Raw genomic sequence first — 14,780 nt, 5'->3', positions numbered from 1 at the left:
ATTCATTCGGTTAGTGCCTCGTCTTTCAGAAAGCGTGCTAGCTGCATTGCTCGCGTTTCGGCGCCCAGCAACACCTCCTCCAGCAATCGGCGCGTGCCGTGTTCGTTCAATTCCCATGCAAGCGCAATGCTGCCGCGAAGCTGGATGCACAGCTCCCGCTCAGCACGCAGGTCGTGTTGCAGCATTGTCACCACAGCATAGGCGCCTTCAGGCTCATGGGTCAGGAACGACCGTTTCACCAGTTCTTCTGGATGACAGGTAGGCACCCCGCCCAGCAATGTCACGCGCGCTGCAACCCGGTCCAGACTTTCGTGCACCTGTTCATAGCAGGTCTGAAAGAAAGGCGCCAGTGATGCATAGGTCGTTCCTGTAGTCAGCCAGGCGTGCTTGTGGTACTGATGATAGAGTATCCAGAGCGAGGCCAGGAACGCATCCAGATGCGGTAGCAGTTGCTCAACGACCGGCCGGGGCAGACCTATGGCATTGGGATACACCGCCGTACGTGGCCGCTCAGGCTCTTTAAAAACCTGCGGCAATTTTTCAACACCTTGCATGAGCCCCCTTGTGTTTGTGAGAATTTAATGGTTTTAACATGTTACTTCAGCGCCTTCCCGACTCATCCAATTCACTTTGTCTTGCAAAAACAACATGTTATAAGCCCTTTCTCTATAGGAGGCATTCTGGTTGATGGCCCAGGCCCCCGTTGACAACAGGCGTTAGAAGTCTATCTTATGGCGAAAAGTTGCCTGGGCGAAACCGTTTTTAAATTCTGGAACACCCAACGCTTTCACGAGGGGGTCCCATGGACACAAAAAAATACGTGTACCGCTTTGGCGGTGGGCAGGCAGAAGGTAACAAAGACATGCGCGATCTGCTGGGAGGCAAGGGCGCAAACCTTGCGGAGATGAGCGCCATTGGCCTGCCGGTCCCACCGGGTTTTACGATCACGACCGAAGCCTGCGCTTACTATCACGCGCATGCAGGCAAGTGGCCGGAGGGCTTAGAGGCACAGGTGCGCGAAGGCGTCCGGCACATTGAACAGCTCATGAACGCGCGCTTTGGGGATCCAGCGAATCCCTTGCTGGTTTCGGTGCGCAGTGGCGCGGCCATTTCTATGCCGGGCATGATGGATACGGTATTGAACCTGGGCATCAACGACCAGGTCGTTGAAGGGCTTGCCCGGCGCACCAACAACGAGCGTTTTGCTTACGACGCCTATCGCCGCTTCATTGACATGTTCGGAGACGTGGTGATGGGCGTCAAGCATGATTATTTTGAAGAGGTCCTTGATGCCCTGAAAAAGGAAAAGGGGGTTCAGGAAGATACCGAGCTGGACGCCGACGCGCTGAAGGAGCTGGTCCGGCGCTACAAAGAGGTCTATCGCCAGCACACCGGTTCGCTCTTCCCTGAGGATCCATACGAGCAGCTCTACAAAGCTATCAATGCCGTCTTTGCGTCATGGAATAGCGAACGGGCCGTTAAATATCGCCAGATCCACAAAATTCGGGGCCTGCTGGGCACGGCCGTCAATGTGCAGGCGATGGTCTTCGGAAACATGGGCGAGCGGAGTGGGACGGGCGTGTGCTTTACCCGTAATCCGGCCACTGGAGAAAACGAACTCTACGGTGAGTTTCTGATCAATGCTCAGGGAGAGGATGTGGTGGCCGGCATCCGCACGCCCAGAAGCATTGCCGAACTGAAGCAATTGATGCCGGAAGTTTATGATGAGCTGTTGCGGCTGGCTCGTCTGCTTGAGCGGCATTACAAAAATATGCAGGATATCGAGTTTACGGTGCAGGAGGGGCGGCTGTTTATTCTACAGACGCGTAACGGCAAGCGGACGGGCGTGGCGGCCATTAAGATTGCGGTTGATATGGTCGATGAGGGGCTGGTTGACAAAAAGACGGCCGTGCGGGACCTGGTAGATCCCGAGCATCTGGACCAGCTTCTGCATCCGCGCTTTAAGAACGAGCAGGCCTATAAGGACCGTGTGATTGGACGTGGATTGCCGGCTTCTCCCGGTGCTGCTGTCGGGCAGGTTGTTTTTACAGCCGAAGACGCTGAGGCCTGGAAGGAGCAGGGCAAGCAGGTAATTCTGGTGCGGGTGGAGACCAGTCCAGAAGACGTCGGAGGCATGCACGCCGCCGAAGGAATCCTGACCTCGCGCGGCGGCATGACCTCGCACGCGGCCGTGGTAGCCCGTGGTTGGGGGAAGCCCTGCGTAGCAGGTTGCGGTGACATTGTGATTGACTATCAGACAAAGACGTTTCGCGCAGGCGACGTGGTCGTCAAGGAGGGCGACTGGATTTCAATTAACGGATCAACCGGCGAAGTCATCCTGGGCAAAGAGGAATTGGAGGCCCCCTCGCTTTCGGGTGATTTTGCACGGTTCATGGAGTGGGTCGATGCGTTCCGCACCCTGGGCGTGCGCACAAACGCCGACACGCCGCAGGATGCCCGCAAGGCGGTAGAGTTCGGAGCCGAAGGCATCGGCCTGTGCCGCACCGAACATATGTTCTTCGAGGGCGACCGCATCCTGGCGATGCGGGAGATGATTCTGGCTTCGACGCTGGAAGAACGCAAGGCGGCCCTGGCCAAGCTCCTGCCCTATCAGAAGGAAGACTTCCGGGGCATCTTTCGTGCGATGGCTGGCAAACCCGTGACAATCCGTCTGCTGGACCCGCCGTTGCACGAATTCTTGCCCCACGACGAAAAAGAACAGCAGGAGCTGGCCGAAGCGCTGGGCATTCCGGTCGAAACCGTCCGGGCCAAGGTCGAGGCTTTGAAGGAATTCAATCCGATGCTGGGCCATCGCGGTTGCCGCCTGGGCATCACCTATCCGGAAATTACCGAAATGCAGACGCGGGCCATCTTAGAAGCGGCTGTTGAGCTCAAGCAGGAAGGGGTCGAAGTGTATCCCGAGATCATGGTGCCGCTGGTAGGCACCCGTGAAGAACTGGAGCACCAGCGTCGGGTCATTGAAGAAACCGCCGAACAGGTCTTCCAGGAAAAGGGGGAGCGGGTCGAGTACCTGGTAGGTACTATGATCGAAGTACCACGGGCCGCGCTGGTGGCCGACCAGATTGCTGAGGTGGCAGAATTCTTCTCGTTTGGAACGAACGATCTGACGCAGCTTACTTTCGGCTACAGCCGGGATGATGCGGGCAAATTCCTGCCTTATTACATTGAGCACAAGATTCTGAAGGACGATCCGTTCCAGACGCTCGACCAGGAAGGCGTCGGGCAACTGGTCCGCCTGGGAACTGAGCGTGGCCGGGCTGCGCGGCCTTCGCTGAAGGTGGGCATCTGCGGTGAACATGGCGGGGATCCGGCCTCGGTAGCTTTCTGCTACGAAGTCGGGCTGGATTACGTCTCGTGCTCGCCTTTCCGGGTGCCGATTGCGCGACTGGCAGCGGCCCAGGCGCATCTGCGGGCAGAAGCACGTAAAGCCAGGGAAGCCGTTGCAGCAGAAGCAGCTAGCTCCTAGTTGATTCCCCGACTCCAGGTAAGGGCCGCCGACATCTGTCGGCGGCCCTTCCTGCCGTTCCAGAAACAGCTCGTTTGGCGTAGGCGCAGGCCAGGATGATGGGGACTTGAAGGGTAGATCTTTTATCTTATCAGCGTTGCGTTAAAACAGGCTTGCCTCATGCCTAAACAGCTTCCCTCCATTCTCCTGGGTGGTGCGGTTATAGCTGTTGCCAATACGCTTCTAGGAGCTCTTGTCATGCACTTTGTACTCCAGCGATCGTTTATGGCCGTGCCACTCAGCTACGTGGGATGTCTGGTAAGCACGGGCGCTGGCCTGCTGGCCGTCTGGCACTACACAAGCACGTACCAGACGACGATCTCAGGGGGTCAGGGAGCCATGATGGGCTTTTGGGCAGGAGCTGTAGCAACCCTCGTGGGCAGTGGTCTATCTCATCTTTTAAGCCTGGCTGGCTTGCTCCCAGATCTTTCATCGGTGCGCATGGATCGTGACATCCCCGCTGTTGCGCAGCATAGCCTGTTCCAGATCCTGGGCTATCTGCTCATTGTAACAGTGTATGCGGTGCTTGGATTGATAGGTGGTGTCCTCGGTGCTGCTGTTTTCAAGAAGGGGTCGGCCTACCAGGACGACTCAACTGCGTCGGATTTCATTTGAGCTGAGGCGTGGCTGCCAGGGGCTGCGCGCCCGGGGTGGTCCCAGCAGTTCAGCCAGTACCATTGCCTCCTGGACGCCTTTGCGGTGCCGAAGCCGCCGAAGCCATAGCTGCGCCTGCCTGGTTGGCATGGCCTGTTGTTCGGCTTCGTTGCCCAGCGGCCGATCCAGTGCGGTTGTATGGTCGTGCAGTGTTGCCTGCTTCTGCGCACGCGTATCGGGCGGTGTGTCTTCCAGGGAATAAAACTCCGGCCCCGGGGGTTGCTCCAGACTGCGGAACTCTGTTTCGGTCTTCTCTGGTAGCGGCGCCTGCCGCTGTTCCGGCTCAGGCCAGCGCATGCCCAGCGCTTCGCGAATTTCGCGCAACGCTTCGTCGAGCTCACTATATAACTGGTCAGTTATATGTCTTTCTGCCTCCCCAATTTCTCGCAGCGCTTCGTCGAGCGCCTGGTTTCGTTTTGAGGGCGTTGTACGCTCTGGTTGCGGTTTAGCCGGCTGTTTTCGCCGCGCGTTGGCTAGCAGTCCATACGCAATGATGAGCAACAATAGAATCTCCAGCAAAGTCATGGATCAATGTCGCCAGACGCTTTTCCTATGTAGTGATACGCCTGCTATCGGTTGCGACTTTATATTTTCAGAATCCCCTAACCCTCCTCTCTCTGTTGCTTCAGGCTTATATATGATAAACTGGCTTCCCAAGACTTCTAGCTTCAATCTCCGATACTTAACAAACTCATCGACAGCCTGTTGTACTCCATTATTCCACCATCCTTTTACTCCATAGTCATCACCAGTAATAAAACCTCCGGCTTTGATTTTTGGAAAATATAACTCAAGATCCTTCTTTACGTATTCGTATAAATGATTTCCGTCTATATAGATCCAGTCAAAGTAACTATCAGGGAAGCAATCAACCGCCGCTTCTGAAGGCATTCTATGAATCACTATTGTCCCATCGTTCAATGCTTTACTAAATCTCCTACAAACATAATCATAAATAGCATCCATCTCAGCTTGTCCTCTACTGATCCCACCATATAGTGCTTGCCTATACGTCGCTTCTGATTGATACTTCCACGGATCAATGAGGTGTAACTTCTTAGGTTTTGTAATTTCTAAGATCATTTCTGAAAAATCTCCTTTATATACCCCTATTTCAGCGCAAACGGATCCCTGGGGCATCCGTAGCAGCAATTCCTGCCGGGCGGGCAGCTTACTTCCCAGAACTTTCTTGAGAATTAGAATATATCTCGCCAACATATGGATGATTGCATTTACCTTTCGGCTTATCAGTCGATTCAGACCGAGGCAGAGATAACGGCGCGCCCATTCCAGATGGTCTGTTCTCGTTTGGGGCCCGTGGAGATCAGGCTGATATCTACGCCTGTAAAGCGCGCGATAAACTCCAGGTATTGTCGGGCGGCCTCGGGCAGGTCTTCCAGGCGACTGGCTCCTTGAATATCCTCCTGCCATCCGGGCAGCACTTCATAGAGAGGTTCAACTTTTTCCAGCGTGTGCGCTTCACTGGGGAAACGCTGGCTGATTTTGCCGTCGTACCGGTAGCGGGTGCAAACCGGGAGCGTTTCAAATCCTGTTAGCACGTCCAGCTTGGTGATAGCCAGCTCCGTAAATCCGTTAATCATAGACGAATAGCGAAGTGCCACCAGATCGAGCCAGCCGCAGCGTCGGGGTCGTCCAGTTGTAGCGCCGTACTCATGCCCTATTTCGCGGAGCCGGTTTCCCACTTCGTTGGGCTGTTCTGTAGGAAAGGGCCCGTTTCCTACCCGGGTGCAGTATGCTTTCACAATACCGATGATGCGCGTAATGGCGGTTGGAGGAATACCTAACCCTGTGCAGCAACCTCCCACGGTCGGATGGCTGGAGGTTACGTACGGGTACGTTCCAAAGTCCACATCAAGCAGCGATCCCTGGGCTCCTTCTGCCAGAATGTGTTTACCCTCTCGCAGCGCCTGGTTCAGATACTCGGCTGTATCAGTGACGTAGGGATCGATGAGCTTATCGAACTCGACATATTCTTCAATGATCGCATCGACATCCAGTGCTTCGGCCTTATAGACTTCCCGCAGGATCGCATTTTTTTCTTCGATGGCCTGCTTGAGCTTTTTACGCAGCACGTCGCGGTCGAGCAAGTCCACAACCCGAATGCCGGTGCGGGCGAACTTGTCCATGTAGGCCGGACCGATGCCTCGTCTGGTTGTACCGATGGCGTCGGCATCGCGGAAGCGCTCGCGCGCTTCTTCTAATTTGCGGTGATAGGGCATAATGAGGTGGGCGTTATGCGAGATGAGCAGGCGTCCTTCCACCTCATATCCCAGGGAGCGGATCATGCGAATCTCTTCGAGCAATGCCACCGGGTCGAGCACGACCCCATTGCCAATCACGCAGGTAACGCCCTCATGAAAAATGCCACTGGGCACCAGGTGCAACACAAACGTTTTATCTCCCCAGCAGATCGTATGACCGGCGTTGGCCCCACCCTGATAGCGGGCGACAATATCCACTTCCTGACTGAGCAGGTCGACAATCTTGCCTTTTCCTTCGTCGCCCCACTGGCTTCCGATGACAACCGTTACCGGCATGGTTGATCAGGACGTTTGATTCTGAGCAAGAACATGGCAAAGGCGACGGCCCCAGACCGTCGCCTTTGAACCGCAAGGGAGGTTCACCACGCGTTCAGGTTGCTTGCTCTACCGGAACAGGTGGATCGGTCTCAAAACTTTTCACAGCCTCCTCCACCGAATCATAGTGCTTGAACACCGTGATCAGCTTTGTGATCACCAACAGCGACTGGATTCGGTCTGCTACATTGGCCAATCGCAAATCCCCTCCTGCGTTACGCAACGAGGTCAGTGCGCTGATCAGCAAGCCCAACCCGCTGGAGTTCATAAACTTCACCTTCGACAGATCCACCACAACATTCTTTTTCCCCTCTCGAATCAGCTCATGAATTTTTTCATGTAGTCTGACCCCGTCGGGTCCTCCCATTACATTTCCCTTCAGCGAGATGACCACCGCATTATAACGTTCTTCAACAGAGAAGTTCATGATACATACCGGTTTGGGTTAGCGCGCCGTTACCAGACGTTGGGCTGCTGCCCGTTCCCGCAATTCAACCACTACAGGCGAGGCTACAAAAATCGATGAATACGTACCAATAACTATACCTACAATCAACGCAAATGAAAATCCCCGCAGCACTTCCCCTCCGAATATAAAGAGGATCACGACAACCAGCAAGGTCGTGCCCGAGGTAATAACCGTTCGGCTCAGCGTTCTATTGATGGACAAATTCACCACCTCCTCAAACGGCTTTGTCTTGAAGAGGTTCATGTACTCGCGAATGCGGTCGAAGACCACCACCGTATCGTTGAGCGAGTACCCTACGATGGTCAGAAACGCCGCAATGATCGTCTGATCAATTTCTAAGGAAAACGGCAGCCAGCCGTGCAGGAAGGAAAACAGCCCGAGCGTGATCAGCACGTCATGAAACAGCGCAGCAACTGCGCCTAAGCTGAAGCGCCACTCGAAACGAATGAGAATGTAAACGAAAATAACGAGCAGCGCTCCCAGAATTGAGTAGATGGCCCCTCGTTTCAGGTCTTCTGCGAAACGCGGCCCTACGATGTTAGTCTGCACGACTTCGGGCTGGGTTTCTGGAAAGCGCTGGCGAATAGTTTCAACGATCTGTTGCTGCACCTCATTGATATCGCCTTCCGCAGCAACGCGAATCAGGATATCCTCTGCCCCGTAGGTTTTGACCTCGGGCTCGGATCCCAATACGGGCGTAAGCGCTTCTCGAATAGCGGTCGCCCCGGGGGCTGTTGCCCCACTTACGATGAATTCCATCCCCCCCTTAAAATCAATGCCCAGTTCCAGTCCGCGCGTCACCAGCGACACCAGACTCAGCAGCATGAGCAGGCCCGAAAAAACGTATGCTTTCTTTCGATGCCGAAGGAAGGCGTAATTGGCGTTTTCAAATATCCGCATGGTTTTTTTTTCGGTTTGCCTTGCGTTAGCCTACACTGACCATCAGCTTCCGCTCCAGCACCAGATAGTCAAAGATGATGCGCGTAATGACAATGGCGCTAAAGAGCGATGCCGCAATACCGGCCATGAGCGTTACCGCAAACCCCTGAATGGGGCCCACGCCAAACGAGTACAGGATTGCTCCGGTGAAGAATGTGGTGATATTGGCATCAAAAATCGCACTGAAGGCTTTTGAGTAGCCCAGATCAATGGCAGCCCGGAGCGTCTTGCCGGTAGCCTGTTCTTCGCGAATGCGCTCAAAAATGAGCACATTGGCATCGACGGCCATACCAATGGTCAGCACGATACCGGCAATGCCAGGCAGCGTCAGCGTCGCCTTGAACGCTGCCAGAATACCCAGGATAAAAATGATGTTGAGCACCAGCGCCAGGTCAGCGATCATGCCCCCCGTGCGGTAATAGAAGATCATAAACAGCGCGACGAGGAGCAGCCCGGTCAGCACAGAACGTAGCCCGGCCCGAATCGAAGCTTCTCCCAGGCTGGGGCCCACGGTGCGCTCTTCAATGATTTCTACAGGTGCGGGCAGCGCGCCGGACTTCAGCACGGTTACGATGTCCTGGGCCTCCTCCCGCGAATCCAGTCCGGTAATCGAAGAGCGCCCGCTGGGAATGCGCTCATTAACAACAGGATACGAATACACCACATTGTCCAGCACAATCGCAATATGCTTGCCCACATTTGCCCCGGTCAGCCGCGCCCAGATGCGCGCTCCTTCCGAGTTCATGGTCATCGAGACCTGGGGCCGATTCAGTTCATCGAACTCTACGCGGGCGTCTGTGATCACCTCACCGGTCAGTTCAACTTCCTTCCGCACGCCCAGCAGGTAATACAGCGGCCGTCCCTGTTCGTCGGTGCCTATGGGGTTGGCGGTATAGAGCAGCTCAATACCTGGTGGAAGGAGCGATCGCACCTCCGGGTCTCGCAGCAGCCGATTTACCTTTGCGGTATCCGGGCCAGCTACAATGCCAAAAATCACGCCCTGTCCCACGGGCTGCATAACCGCCAGCAGCGGATTGTGCGGACGTTCCGGCACCGACTGCTCCCCCAGCAGCGCAGCCAGCGAGGTGTCCGCAGCGGCCAGCGTATCTGCCTGAGCCGTCGTGTCTGGTTCATAGTATGCGATGATTTCCTGGAGCGCGGCCTGGAGTAGCTGGGGCTCCGCCATCAAGCGAAACTCCAGGCGAGCTGTGCCGCGCAGCAGACGCCGCACGCGCTCAGGGTCATCCACGCCCGGCAACTCGACCACAATCCGTCGCGTCCCCTGCTTCTGGATAGACGGCTCGGTCACGCCATAACGGTCCACCCGATCCCGGATGATCTCTATAGCTCGGTCAACCGCCTCCTCAACCTGCTGCCGCAGATAGGCGGCAACTTCTTCGTTGGACGAACGCCGCGTAATACCAGCATCCGGGTTGCGGAAGTAACGCGATAAACGTGCATTCGGGTCGCGCCGCTCAAACTCCTCTACAAAGGCATCGATCAACGACACGCCCCCAAAACGCGCCCGCTCCCGAGCCGCCGCCAGTACCTCCTCGAACGTCTCGTCCACATCCGTGGCCAGCTCTCGAATCAACGCATCGACCCGCACCTCCAGCGTTACATGCATCCCCCCCTGTAGATCAAGTCCCAGCTTCAGCGCTTTTTCACGCAAGCTCTGGATGGTTCCATAGTTCGCTTCCATAAAGGCAGCGCGCTCCTCTTCGGACATGCGATTGAGCTTGCGCTGCAGCAGGGCATACCGAACCGTTGGATACAGGTAGTATCCACAGAGGAGCAGCAGCGCTAATGTAATGCCTATTTTGAAACCGTTGCGTTTCATACCGTTGTTTGTTCAGGCTGGTGATGGCATACAGCAGCACACCTCGAAAAAAGCAGGCCCCTCAACAGTTATCCAATCCCGACTGATCGGGGCCTCTTCAACTCCTAGGGGCCCATCGGAAGCACGGCACCGAACAGAAGAGCGCGAGGCGACAGGACTACTACCGCAAACGTCTTGGGCAGGAGGTCGGCCAGCAGGCATCCCCAGCGTTCCGCACTGCGGAAAAACGCAACCGCGACTGTGCGCGGGCTGGCCCAGAACGTTCCACTGCTGGCCTGCCAGCGCGGCGTCAGCATGGGGGCAGCGACCAGTTGAGGAACCAGTTCTAGCAGTCGAGCCAGTACGGCATCGTCTGCGATATCAGGAGGCAGCCCTAGAGCTGCCCGCACCGCCGCTCCTCCATCCTGACGCGCACAAGCCTCCAGAAAAGCCCGAACGAATGCGTCCAGCGAAAAAGGCCGAGCCGCCAGCGCCTCCCGCACACCCGCCTCCAGGATGGTCTCAGCCAGCACGCCTTGCAATTGGGACCGCAGCCAGGTAGCATACGACGCACCGGGCATCGGCCAGAGCGGACGCGCCAATTCTGCCAGCAGAATCAGCACAAGCCCCAGGCTGATGCCACGCAACACGCCAATATGCCGCAATCGCCTCATGCTCGGCCTCCTTTAACCGCCGGCTAATTTACGGTCCACTACGGCAGGGGTCAACGCCTACCCTTGAGCGTTTGGCAAAAACAAGGGGTGACATATAGTTGTCACCCTACAGGTCGCATCTTTAAAGCATCAGGAATCAACCTGCGTTGCATCGTATGAAGGGCCGCCTCTATCATATTGCTGAGCTGCTGCCTGGTGTGCTCAAACGCCTGCAGGCTACCTGTGATCAAGCCTCGTCTCGACATACCACGGTCCCCATTGCGGCGGGATCTCCTCAAAAAGCGCTTCAGCGGATCGAAAACGTAATCTCCACACGCGCGCGCACTTCTATGTCGCCTACCGCATAGGCTTCCGGTTCAGGCGACGCTTCGGTCGTGCGCAGCGCCGCCAGATCGGCACGCCAGACGGGTCGAGGAAACTCTAACGCTTGCTCGGTAACTCGAATCGGATTGCCTACCTCTCGGTTTAGCACCGTTAACATCTGGCGGGCCTTTTCCCGGGCGTTCTGGACGGCCGCCTGCAAGGCAGCTATTCGGATTTCTTCGCGGTTCGACACATCGTACTGAATGCCCTGGAGCCGATTGGCACCACGCTGCACCGCCAGGGCTACTACGGCCGGCAACCGGTCCAGATCGGTCAACTCCACGCGCAACACACGTCGAACCTCATAGCCCTTTTCTTCCCACTGTCGCCTGCTTGGATTGTATTCCCGCACAGGATGCAGCGTAAGCGTCTCCAGATGGAGATAGCGCGGTTCAATACCCAGGGTGCGTATCGCATTCAGCGCGCGGCGCGCCGCTTCCGCATTGCGCTGGCGCGCGCGTTCCGGATCCAGATCTCGGGTAACAATAGCAAAACGGAGGGTAGCGCGATCCGGTTGTACGCGCACGACACCTTCTCCCTGAACCGTAATCGTGGGCACAGCGGGCGTTTCGGTCCCCACCCGCACAACCTGTCCCAGCGCAGCCAGCGACGGCAACGCTCCTATGACCAGCGCAACAATACTATAAAAGCAGCGCATCATGCCACACTCCTTCTGATAGGTACGTCTCTGGAATAACGGGACATCCTGCCCGTTTCGCATGTCTTCCAATACCAATTTTGTCTCTGTCTGGTCAGGGCGTCAGGCGTCCCAGCAAACGCGGGAAGGGAATCACTTCCCGCACATGGTGCACGCCACAGATCCAGGCCAGCGTTCGTTCGAGTCCGAGTCCAAACCCACTGTGCGGCACCGAGCCATACCGGCGCAGATCCAAGTACCACTCAAATGCCTCGCGCGGCAAACGATGCGCTTCAAGCTGCGCTTCCAGAAAGGCCAGGTCATCGGCCCGTTGCCCTCCCCCGATAATTTCCCCATATCCTTCTGGAGCAAGCACATCCATACCGAGCGCCAGCTGCTCGTTTTCTGGGTCTCGCTTCATGTAAAACGCCTTGATAGCCGCCGGAAAGCGATGCACAATGATGGGCCGGTCAAAGTGCCAGGTCAGCACCGTCTCATCACTGTTACCGAAGTCATTGCCCCACTGAAAGTTGCGAGCTGATTCCTTCCACTGAGGCAGGTTTTCCAGCTCTTTTTCGATTTCATCCAACCGCTGATTGATTTCAATCTCACGAGCGTCGATGCGCCGCTTTTCGGCTTTTTTAGCCTGCCCGTAGCGACGCCTGTTTTCCGTCCGCTCCGCTTCCAGTCTTTGCTGCTCCGCTTTCAGCACTTCTATACGCGCCTCAATCATCTGCGCCGTTTTGTCGCTTCGGAGCAGCTCCACGGCCTCCGAGTAGGTCAGGCGTGGAAAAGGCGGCTGCACGCGCTCCAGGGCCGTGATGTCCCGCCCCAGCACCTCCAGCTCCATCCGGCAATGACGCAGCACTTCCTGCACAATATGCACGACCAGCTCCTCAGCCAGCGCCATGCTCATCTCCAGATCATAAAAAGCCATCTCCGGCTCAATCATCCAGAATTCCGTCAAATGCCGGCGTGTTTTGGACTTTTCGGCGCGGAACGTGGGCCCAAACGTGTACACTTTTCCGAAGGCCATTGCCAACGCCTCGGCATAAAGCTGGCCACTCTGGCTCAAGTAGGCCCGGTCCCCAAAATAGTCGATTTCAAACAGCGTCGTGGTCCCCTCAACGGCGTTTCCCGTCAGGATCGGCGCATCAAGCTGCAAGAAGCCTCGCTCCTGGAAGAATTCATGGATTGCCCGAATTACCCGGTTACGAATCCGCATAATGGCCCAGGGCCGGCGGCTTCGCAACCACAGATGCCGATGATCCATCAAAAACTCAATGCCGTGCGGCTTGGGCGTAATCGGGTAGTTTTCGGACGGGCTGATGCGCTGCACACGCGCCACCTGAATTTCATGCCCTCCGATCTGACGCTCGTCGCGCACCACCGTACCCACTACTTCTAAAGCGCATTCCTGGGTCGCCTCTTCAGCCGCCTCCCAGGAGGCCGCATCTACTTTCTCCTGGGCCACCACGCACTGCACCAACCCGGTACCATCCCGCAGAATCAAAAAGTGTAATCCCTTTGAGCTACGCTTGTTGTAAAGCCATCCTTTAAGCGTAACCGTTTTTCCCACGTACCGGGGGAGATCGGCGATATACTGAAACGGCAGTTCCATTGCTTTCATCTACTGGTGTCATAAAGCATCCGGCAGGGTCCGCGCTTATACGCGTAAGCCCTGCTGACTTTCCTCCTCTCAACCTACCAGGCACTCCTTCAACGCTAGCCATGCGCCATGCTGCGCCAAAAACTCATGGCATAACGTTCCATATATTAACAGCTTATCCTCCAACAAGGGGTTTAATTTCTATAGAGCGTTGACGCGCCCTTGAAGAGCTGCCTGCGGCAACGCATCACAACAACAATGCGGGGGGAGTAAGCACAGAGGCAGCGGACAGGACGCCGGATAGCTTTCTCTTTCCTAAATGCCGTAAGCGGCGCGCCTATAGCCCTTGTCTGCTTCTGGCCATTCTTACCTCCTCTAGCAAACGTACCCCACCAGAAACATCCTTCGGTTTTCTCTGGCCTTTACGGGAGGATAGCCATGCAGCGTTTACGCCTGGGGATTTTTCTCCTGATAAGCCTTGCCAGCAGCCTCTTGCCCACAACCACCCACGCCCAGAGCGCCCAGCTCTTCCAAAAAGCGCCCCCCCAACTCCAGGCCGACATTGACACCAACTCCTTCGCCCTCCACTTCAGCCCCACCCACACCGCCCTGATCGCCCTCCTCCAACAACGCACCCTCAACCCCACCCAAAACACCCGACTGGGACTGGTCTACCTGGCCCGACATGACGCGCAAGGTAACCTCCTCTGGCCCCACGACCAACTTCCCCCCGGCTGGTACCGACTCCTCCTGCAACCCCAACCCGACAGCTCCTTCACCGTCCGCCTCGAAAACACCACCGGCCACCAGGCCTCCTTCCCCGCCACCCTCGAAGCCGTCCCTCCCCCCAGCCCCGACGACGCCGCCCTCCAGGTCGGCATCGCCGCCTCCCCCAATGGCCTGACCTTCTGGGTCCGCCTCTCCCCCTACCAACAGCTCCGCTTCCACATTCCCTGGGCTTCCTCCCCCCAACCCGCCTCCGAAGTTGACCCCCTTGAAGGCATCCTCCAGACCGCCCTGCTCGAAGCCCTCCAGGAACTCCGCCAACTGGGCAGTCCCCTGGACAGCAGCCGCCTTGTGGTTGCCTCCTCGGACAACGTGGTCCTGGCCGCTGCCCTGACCCCGGGTCTGGACCCCCTCTCGCTTGAGCAACTCCAGCAAGGCCTCTCCTTTGCCGTCTTTCTGGCGGCCCGCAAGTTTCCTGGGCACCAGCGCGGCGAAGCCGTTCGCTTTCATCTGCAGCGCCTCGACAGTGCCCGTTACGTCTTGCGCCGCCTGGACCTGCTGGGCAAAACCATTGCGGCCGACACGCTGAGGCCTGCGCCGCAGCGTCAGCCTTTCCGCTTGCAGTTTGCGCTGGCGCTTGGTCAGCCGCCGGAGGTGTGTCTTGCTGTTCCCGAGGGGGCGTTGTGCTTTTTCTGGCCGTTGACGGCCGCCATTCCGCAGGAGATTGCCGCCGTTCCAGGCGACGGCTCGGTCGTGCTAACCTGGCA

General features: G+C 56.9%; 13 protein-coding genes. 3 read left to right on the top strand and 10 right to left on the bottom strand.

Annotation, left to right across the window (positions count from 1 at the left end; all coding sequences use genetic code 11):
- Positions 1-2: 2 nt before the first annotated feature.
- Entirely contained in the window at positions 3-554 is a 552-nt protein-coding gene (locus BUA15_RS05205) for a ferritin-like domain-containing protein (protein ID WP_072714932.1), read from the bottom strand.
- A gap of 248 nt (positions 555-802) precedes the next feature.
- Between BUA15_RS05205 and ppdK the strand changes: the two genes are divergently transcribed.
- Positions 803-3,487 carry a pyruvate, phosphate dikinase gene (gene ppdK, locus BUA15_RS05200; RefSeq protein ID WP_072714931.1) on the top strand — a complete coding sequence of 895 codons (2,685 nt, stop codon included), beginning with the start codon at positions 803-805 and terminating at the stop codon, positions 3,485-3,487.
- Between the two features lie 159 nt (positions 3,488-3,646).
- Positions 3,647-4,141 carry a hypothetical protein gene (locus BUA15_RS05195; RefSeq protein ID WP_072714930.1) on the top strand — a complete coding sequence of 165 codons (495 nt, stop codon included), beginning with the start codon at positions 3,647-3,649 and terminating at the stop codon, positions 4,139-4,141.
- On the opposite strand, the gene BUA15_RS05190 is transcribed toward BUA15_RS05195, so the two are convergent.
- The 9 genes from BUA15_RS05190 to BUA15_RS05150 form a co-directional block, all read right to left on the bottom strand.
- Complete coding sequence (locus BUA15_RS05190; RefSeq protein ID WP_072714929.1) at positions 4,118-4,705, bottom strand: hypothetical protein; 588 nt, start codon at positions 4,703-4,705, stop codon at positions 4,118-4,120. The two genes, BUA15_RS05195 and BUA15_RS05190, sit on opposite strands and share 24 nt — an antisense overlap.
- 3 nt (positions 4,706-4,708) lie before the next feature.
- A complete protein-coding gene (locus BUA15_RS05185) occupies positions 4,709-5,398 on the bottom strand; it encodes a class I SAM-dependent methyltransferase (RefSeq protein WP_072714928.1) in 690 nt (229 codons plus the stop codon).
- A gap of 38 nt (positions 5,399-5,436) precedes the next feature.
- The gene (locus tag BUA15_RS05180; protein ID WP_072714927.1) at positions 5,437-6,738 is read right to left on the bottom strand and encodes an adenylosuccinate synthase; all 1,302 of its coding nucleotides are present in this window, start codon (positions 6,736-6,738) and stop codon (positions 5,437-5,439) included.
- A 94-nt stretch (positions 6,739-6,832) separates the two neighbouring features.
- The gene (locus BUA15_RS05175; RefSeq protein ID WP_072714926.1) at positions 6,833-7,204 is read right to left on the bottom strand and encodes an STAS domain-containing protein; all 372 of its coding nucleotides are present in this window, start codon (positions 7,202-7,204) and stop codon (positions 6,833-6,835) included.
- A gap of 18 nt (positions 7,205-7,222) precedes the next feature.
- Positions 7,223-8,146, bottom strand: coding sequence for a protein translocase subunit SecF (gene secF / locus BUA15_RS05170; protein ID WP_072714925.1), 924 nt, complete (start codon positions 8,144-8,146; stop codon positions 7,223-7,225).
- Between the two features lie 25 nt (positions 8,147-8,171).
- On the bottom strand, positions 8,172-10,025 hold the full coding sequence (secD, locus tag BUA15_RS05165; RefSeq protein WP_072714924.1) for a protein translocase subunit SecD: 1,854 nt from the start codon (positions 10,023-10,025) through the stop codon (positions 8,172-8,174).
- A gap of 104 nt (positions 10,026-10,129) precedes the next feature.
- Entirely contained in the window at positions 10,130-10,678 is a 549-nt protein-coding gene (locus tag BUA15_RS05160) for a hypothetical protein (protein WP_072714923.1), read from the bottom strand.
- A gap of 286 nt (positions 10,679-10,964) precedes the next feature.
- Positions 10,965-11,702, bottom strand: a complete 738-nt coding sequence (locus tag BUA15_RS05155; RefSeq protein ID WP_245771926.1) for an SIMPL domain-containing protein — start codon at positions 11,700-11,702, stop codon at positions 10,965-10,967.
- A gap of 91 nt (positions 11,703-11,793) precedes the next feature.
- The gene (locus tag BUA15_RS05150) at positions 11,794-13,299 is read right to left on the bottom strand and encodes an asparagine--tRNA ligase (protein WP_072714922.1); all 1,506 of its coding nucleotides are present in this window, start codon (positions 13,297-13,299) and stop codon (positions 11,794-11,796) included.
- Between the two features lie 426 nt (positions 13,300-13,725).
- On the opposite strand from BUA15_RS05150, the gene BUA15_RS13590 reads away from it, so the two are divergent.
- Positions 13,726-14,780: hypothetical protein (locus BUA15_RS13590; RefSeq protein WP_143149570.1), on the top strand; the 1,055-nt coding region annotated here is incomplete at its 3' end.

Origin of the sequence: Rhodothermus profundi (assembly GCF_900142415.1) — a bacterium.
GTDB lineage: Bacteria > Bacteroidota > Rhodothermia > Rhodothermales > Rhodothermaceae > Rhodothermus > Rhodothermus profundi.
The sequence above is the reverse complement of the archived record's forward strand: the minus strand, read 5'-3'. Positions and strand labels throughout refer to the sequence as shown.

Excerpts from the sequence above, each read along its gene's own strand:
- BUA15_RS05205 (WP_072714932.1), bottom strand. The coding sequence starts at position 554 with ATGCAAGGTGTTGAAAAATTGCCGCAGGTTTTTAAAGAGCCTGAGCGG.
- ppdK (WP_072714931.1), top strand. The coding sequence starts at position 803 with ATGGACACAAAAAAATACGTGTACCGCTTTGGCGGTGGGCAGGCAGAA.
- BUA15_RS05195 (WP_072714930.1), top strand. The coding sequence starts at position 3,647 with ATGCCTAAACAGCTTCCCTCCATTCTCCTGGGTGGTGCGGTTATAGCT.
- BUA15_RS05190 (WP_072714929.1), bottom strand. The coding sequence starts at position 4,705 with ATGACTTTGCTGGAGATTCTATTGTTGCTCATCATTGCGTATGGACTG.
- BUA15_RS05185 (WP_072714928.1), bottom strand. The coding sequence starts at position 5,398 with ATGTTGGCGAGATATATTCTAATTCTCAAGAAAGTTCTGGGAAGTAAG.
- BUA15_RS05180 (WP_072714927.1), bottom strand. The coding sequence starts at position 6,738 with ATGCCGGTAACGGTTGTCATCGGAAGCCAGTGGGGCGACGAAGGAAAA.
- BUA15_RS05175 (WP_072714926.1), bottom strand. The coding sequence starts at position 7,204 with ATGAACTTCTCTGTTGAAGAACGTTATAATGCGGTGGTCATCTCGCTG.
- secF (WP_072714925.1), bottom strand. The coding sequence starts at position 8,146 with ATGCGGATATTTGAAAACGCCAATTACGCCTTCCTTCGGCATCGAAAG.
- secD (WP_072714924.1), bottom strand. The coding sequence starts at position 10,025 with ATGAAACGCAACGGTTTCAAAATAGGCATTACATTAGCGCTGCTGCTC.
- BUA15_RS05160 (WP_072714923.1), bottom strand. The coding sequence starts at position 10,678 with ATGAGGCGATTGCGGCATATTGGCGTGTTGCGTGGCATCAGCCTGGGG.
- BUA15_RS05155 (WP_245771926.1), bottom strand. The coding sequence starts at position 11,702 with ATGATGCGCTGCTTTTATAGTATTGTTGCGCTGGTCATAGGAGCGTTG.
- BUA15_RS05150 (WP_072714922.1), bottom strand. The coding sequence starts at position 13,299 with ATGGAACTGCCGTTTCAGTATATCGCCGATCTCCCCCGGTACGTGGGA.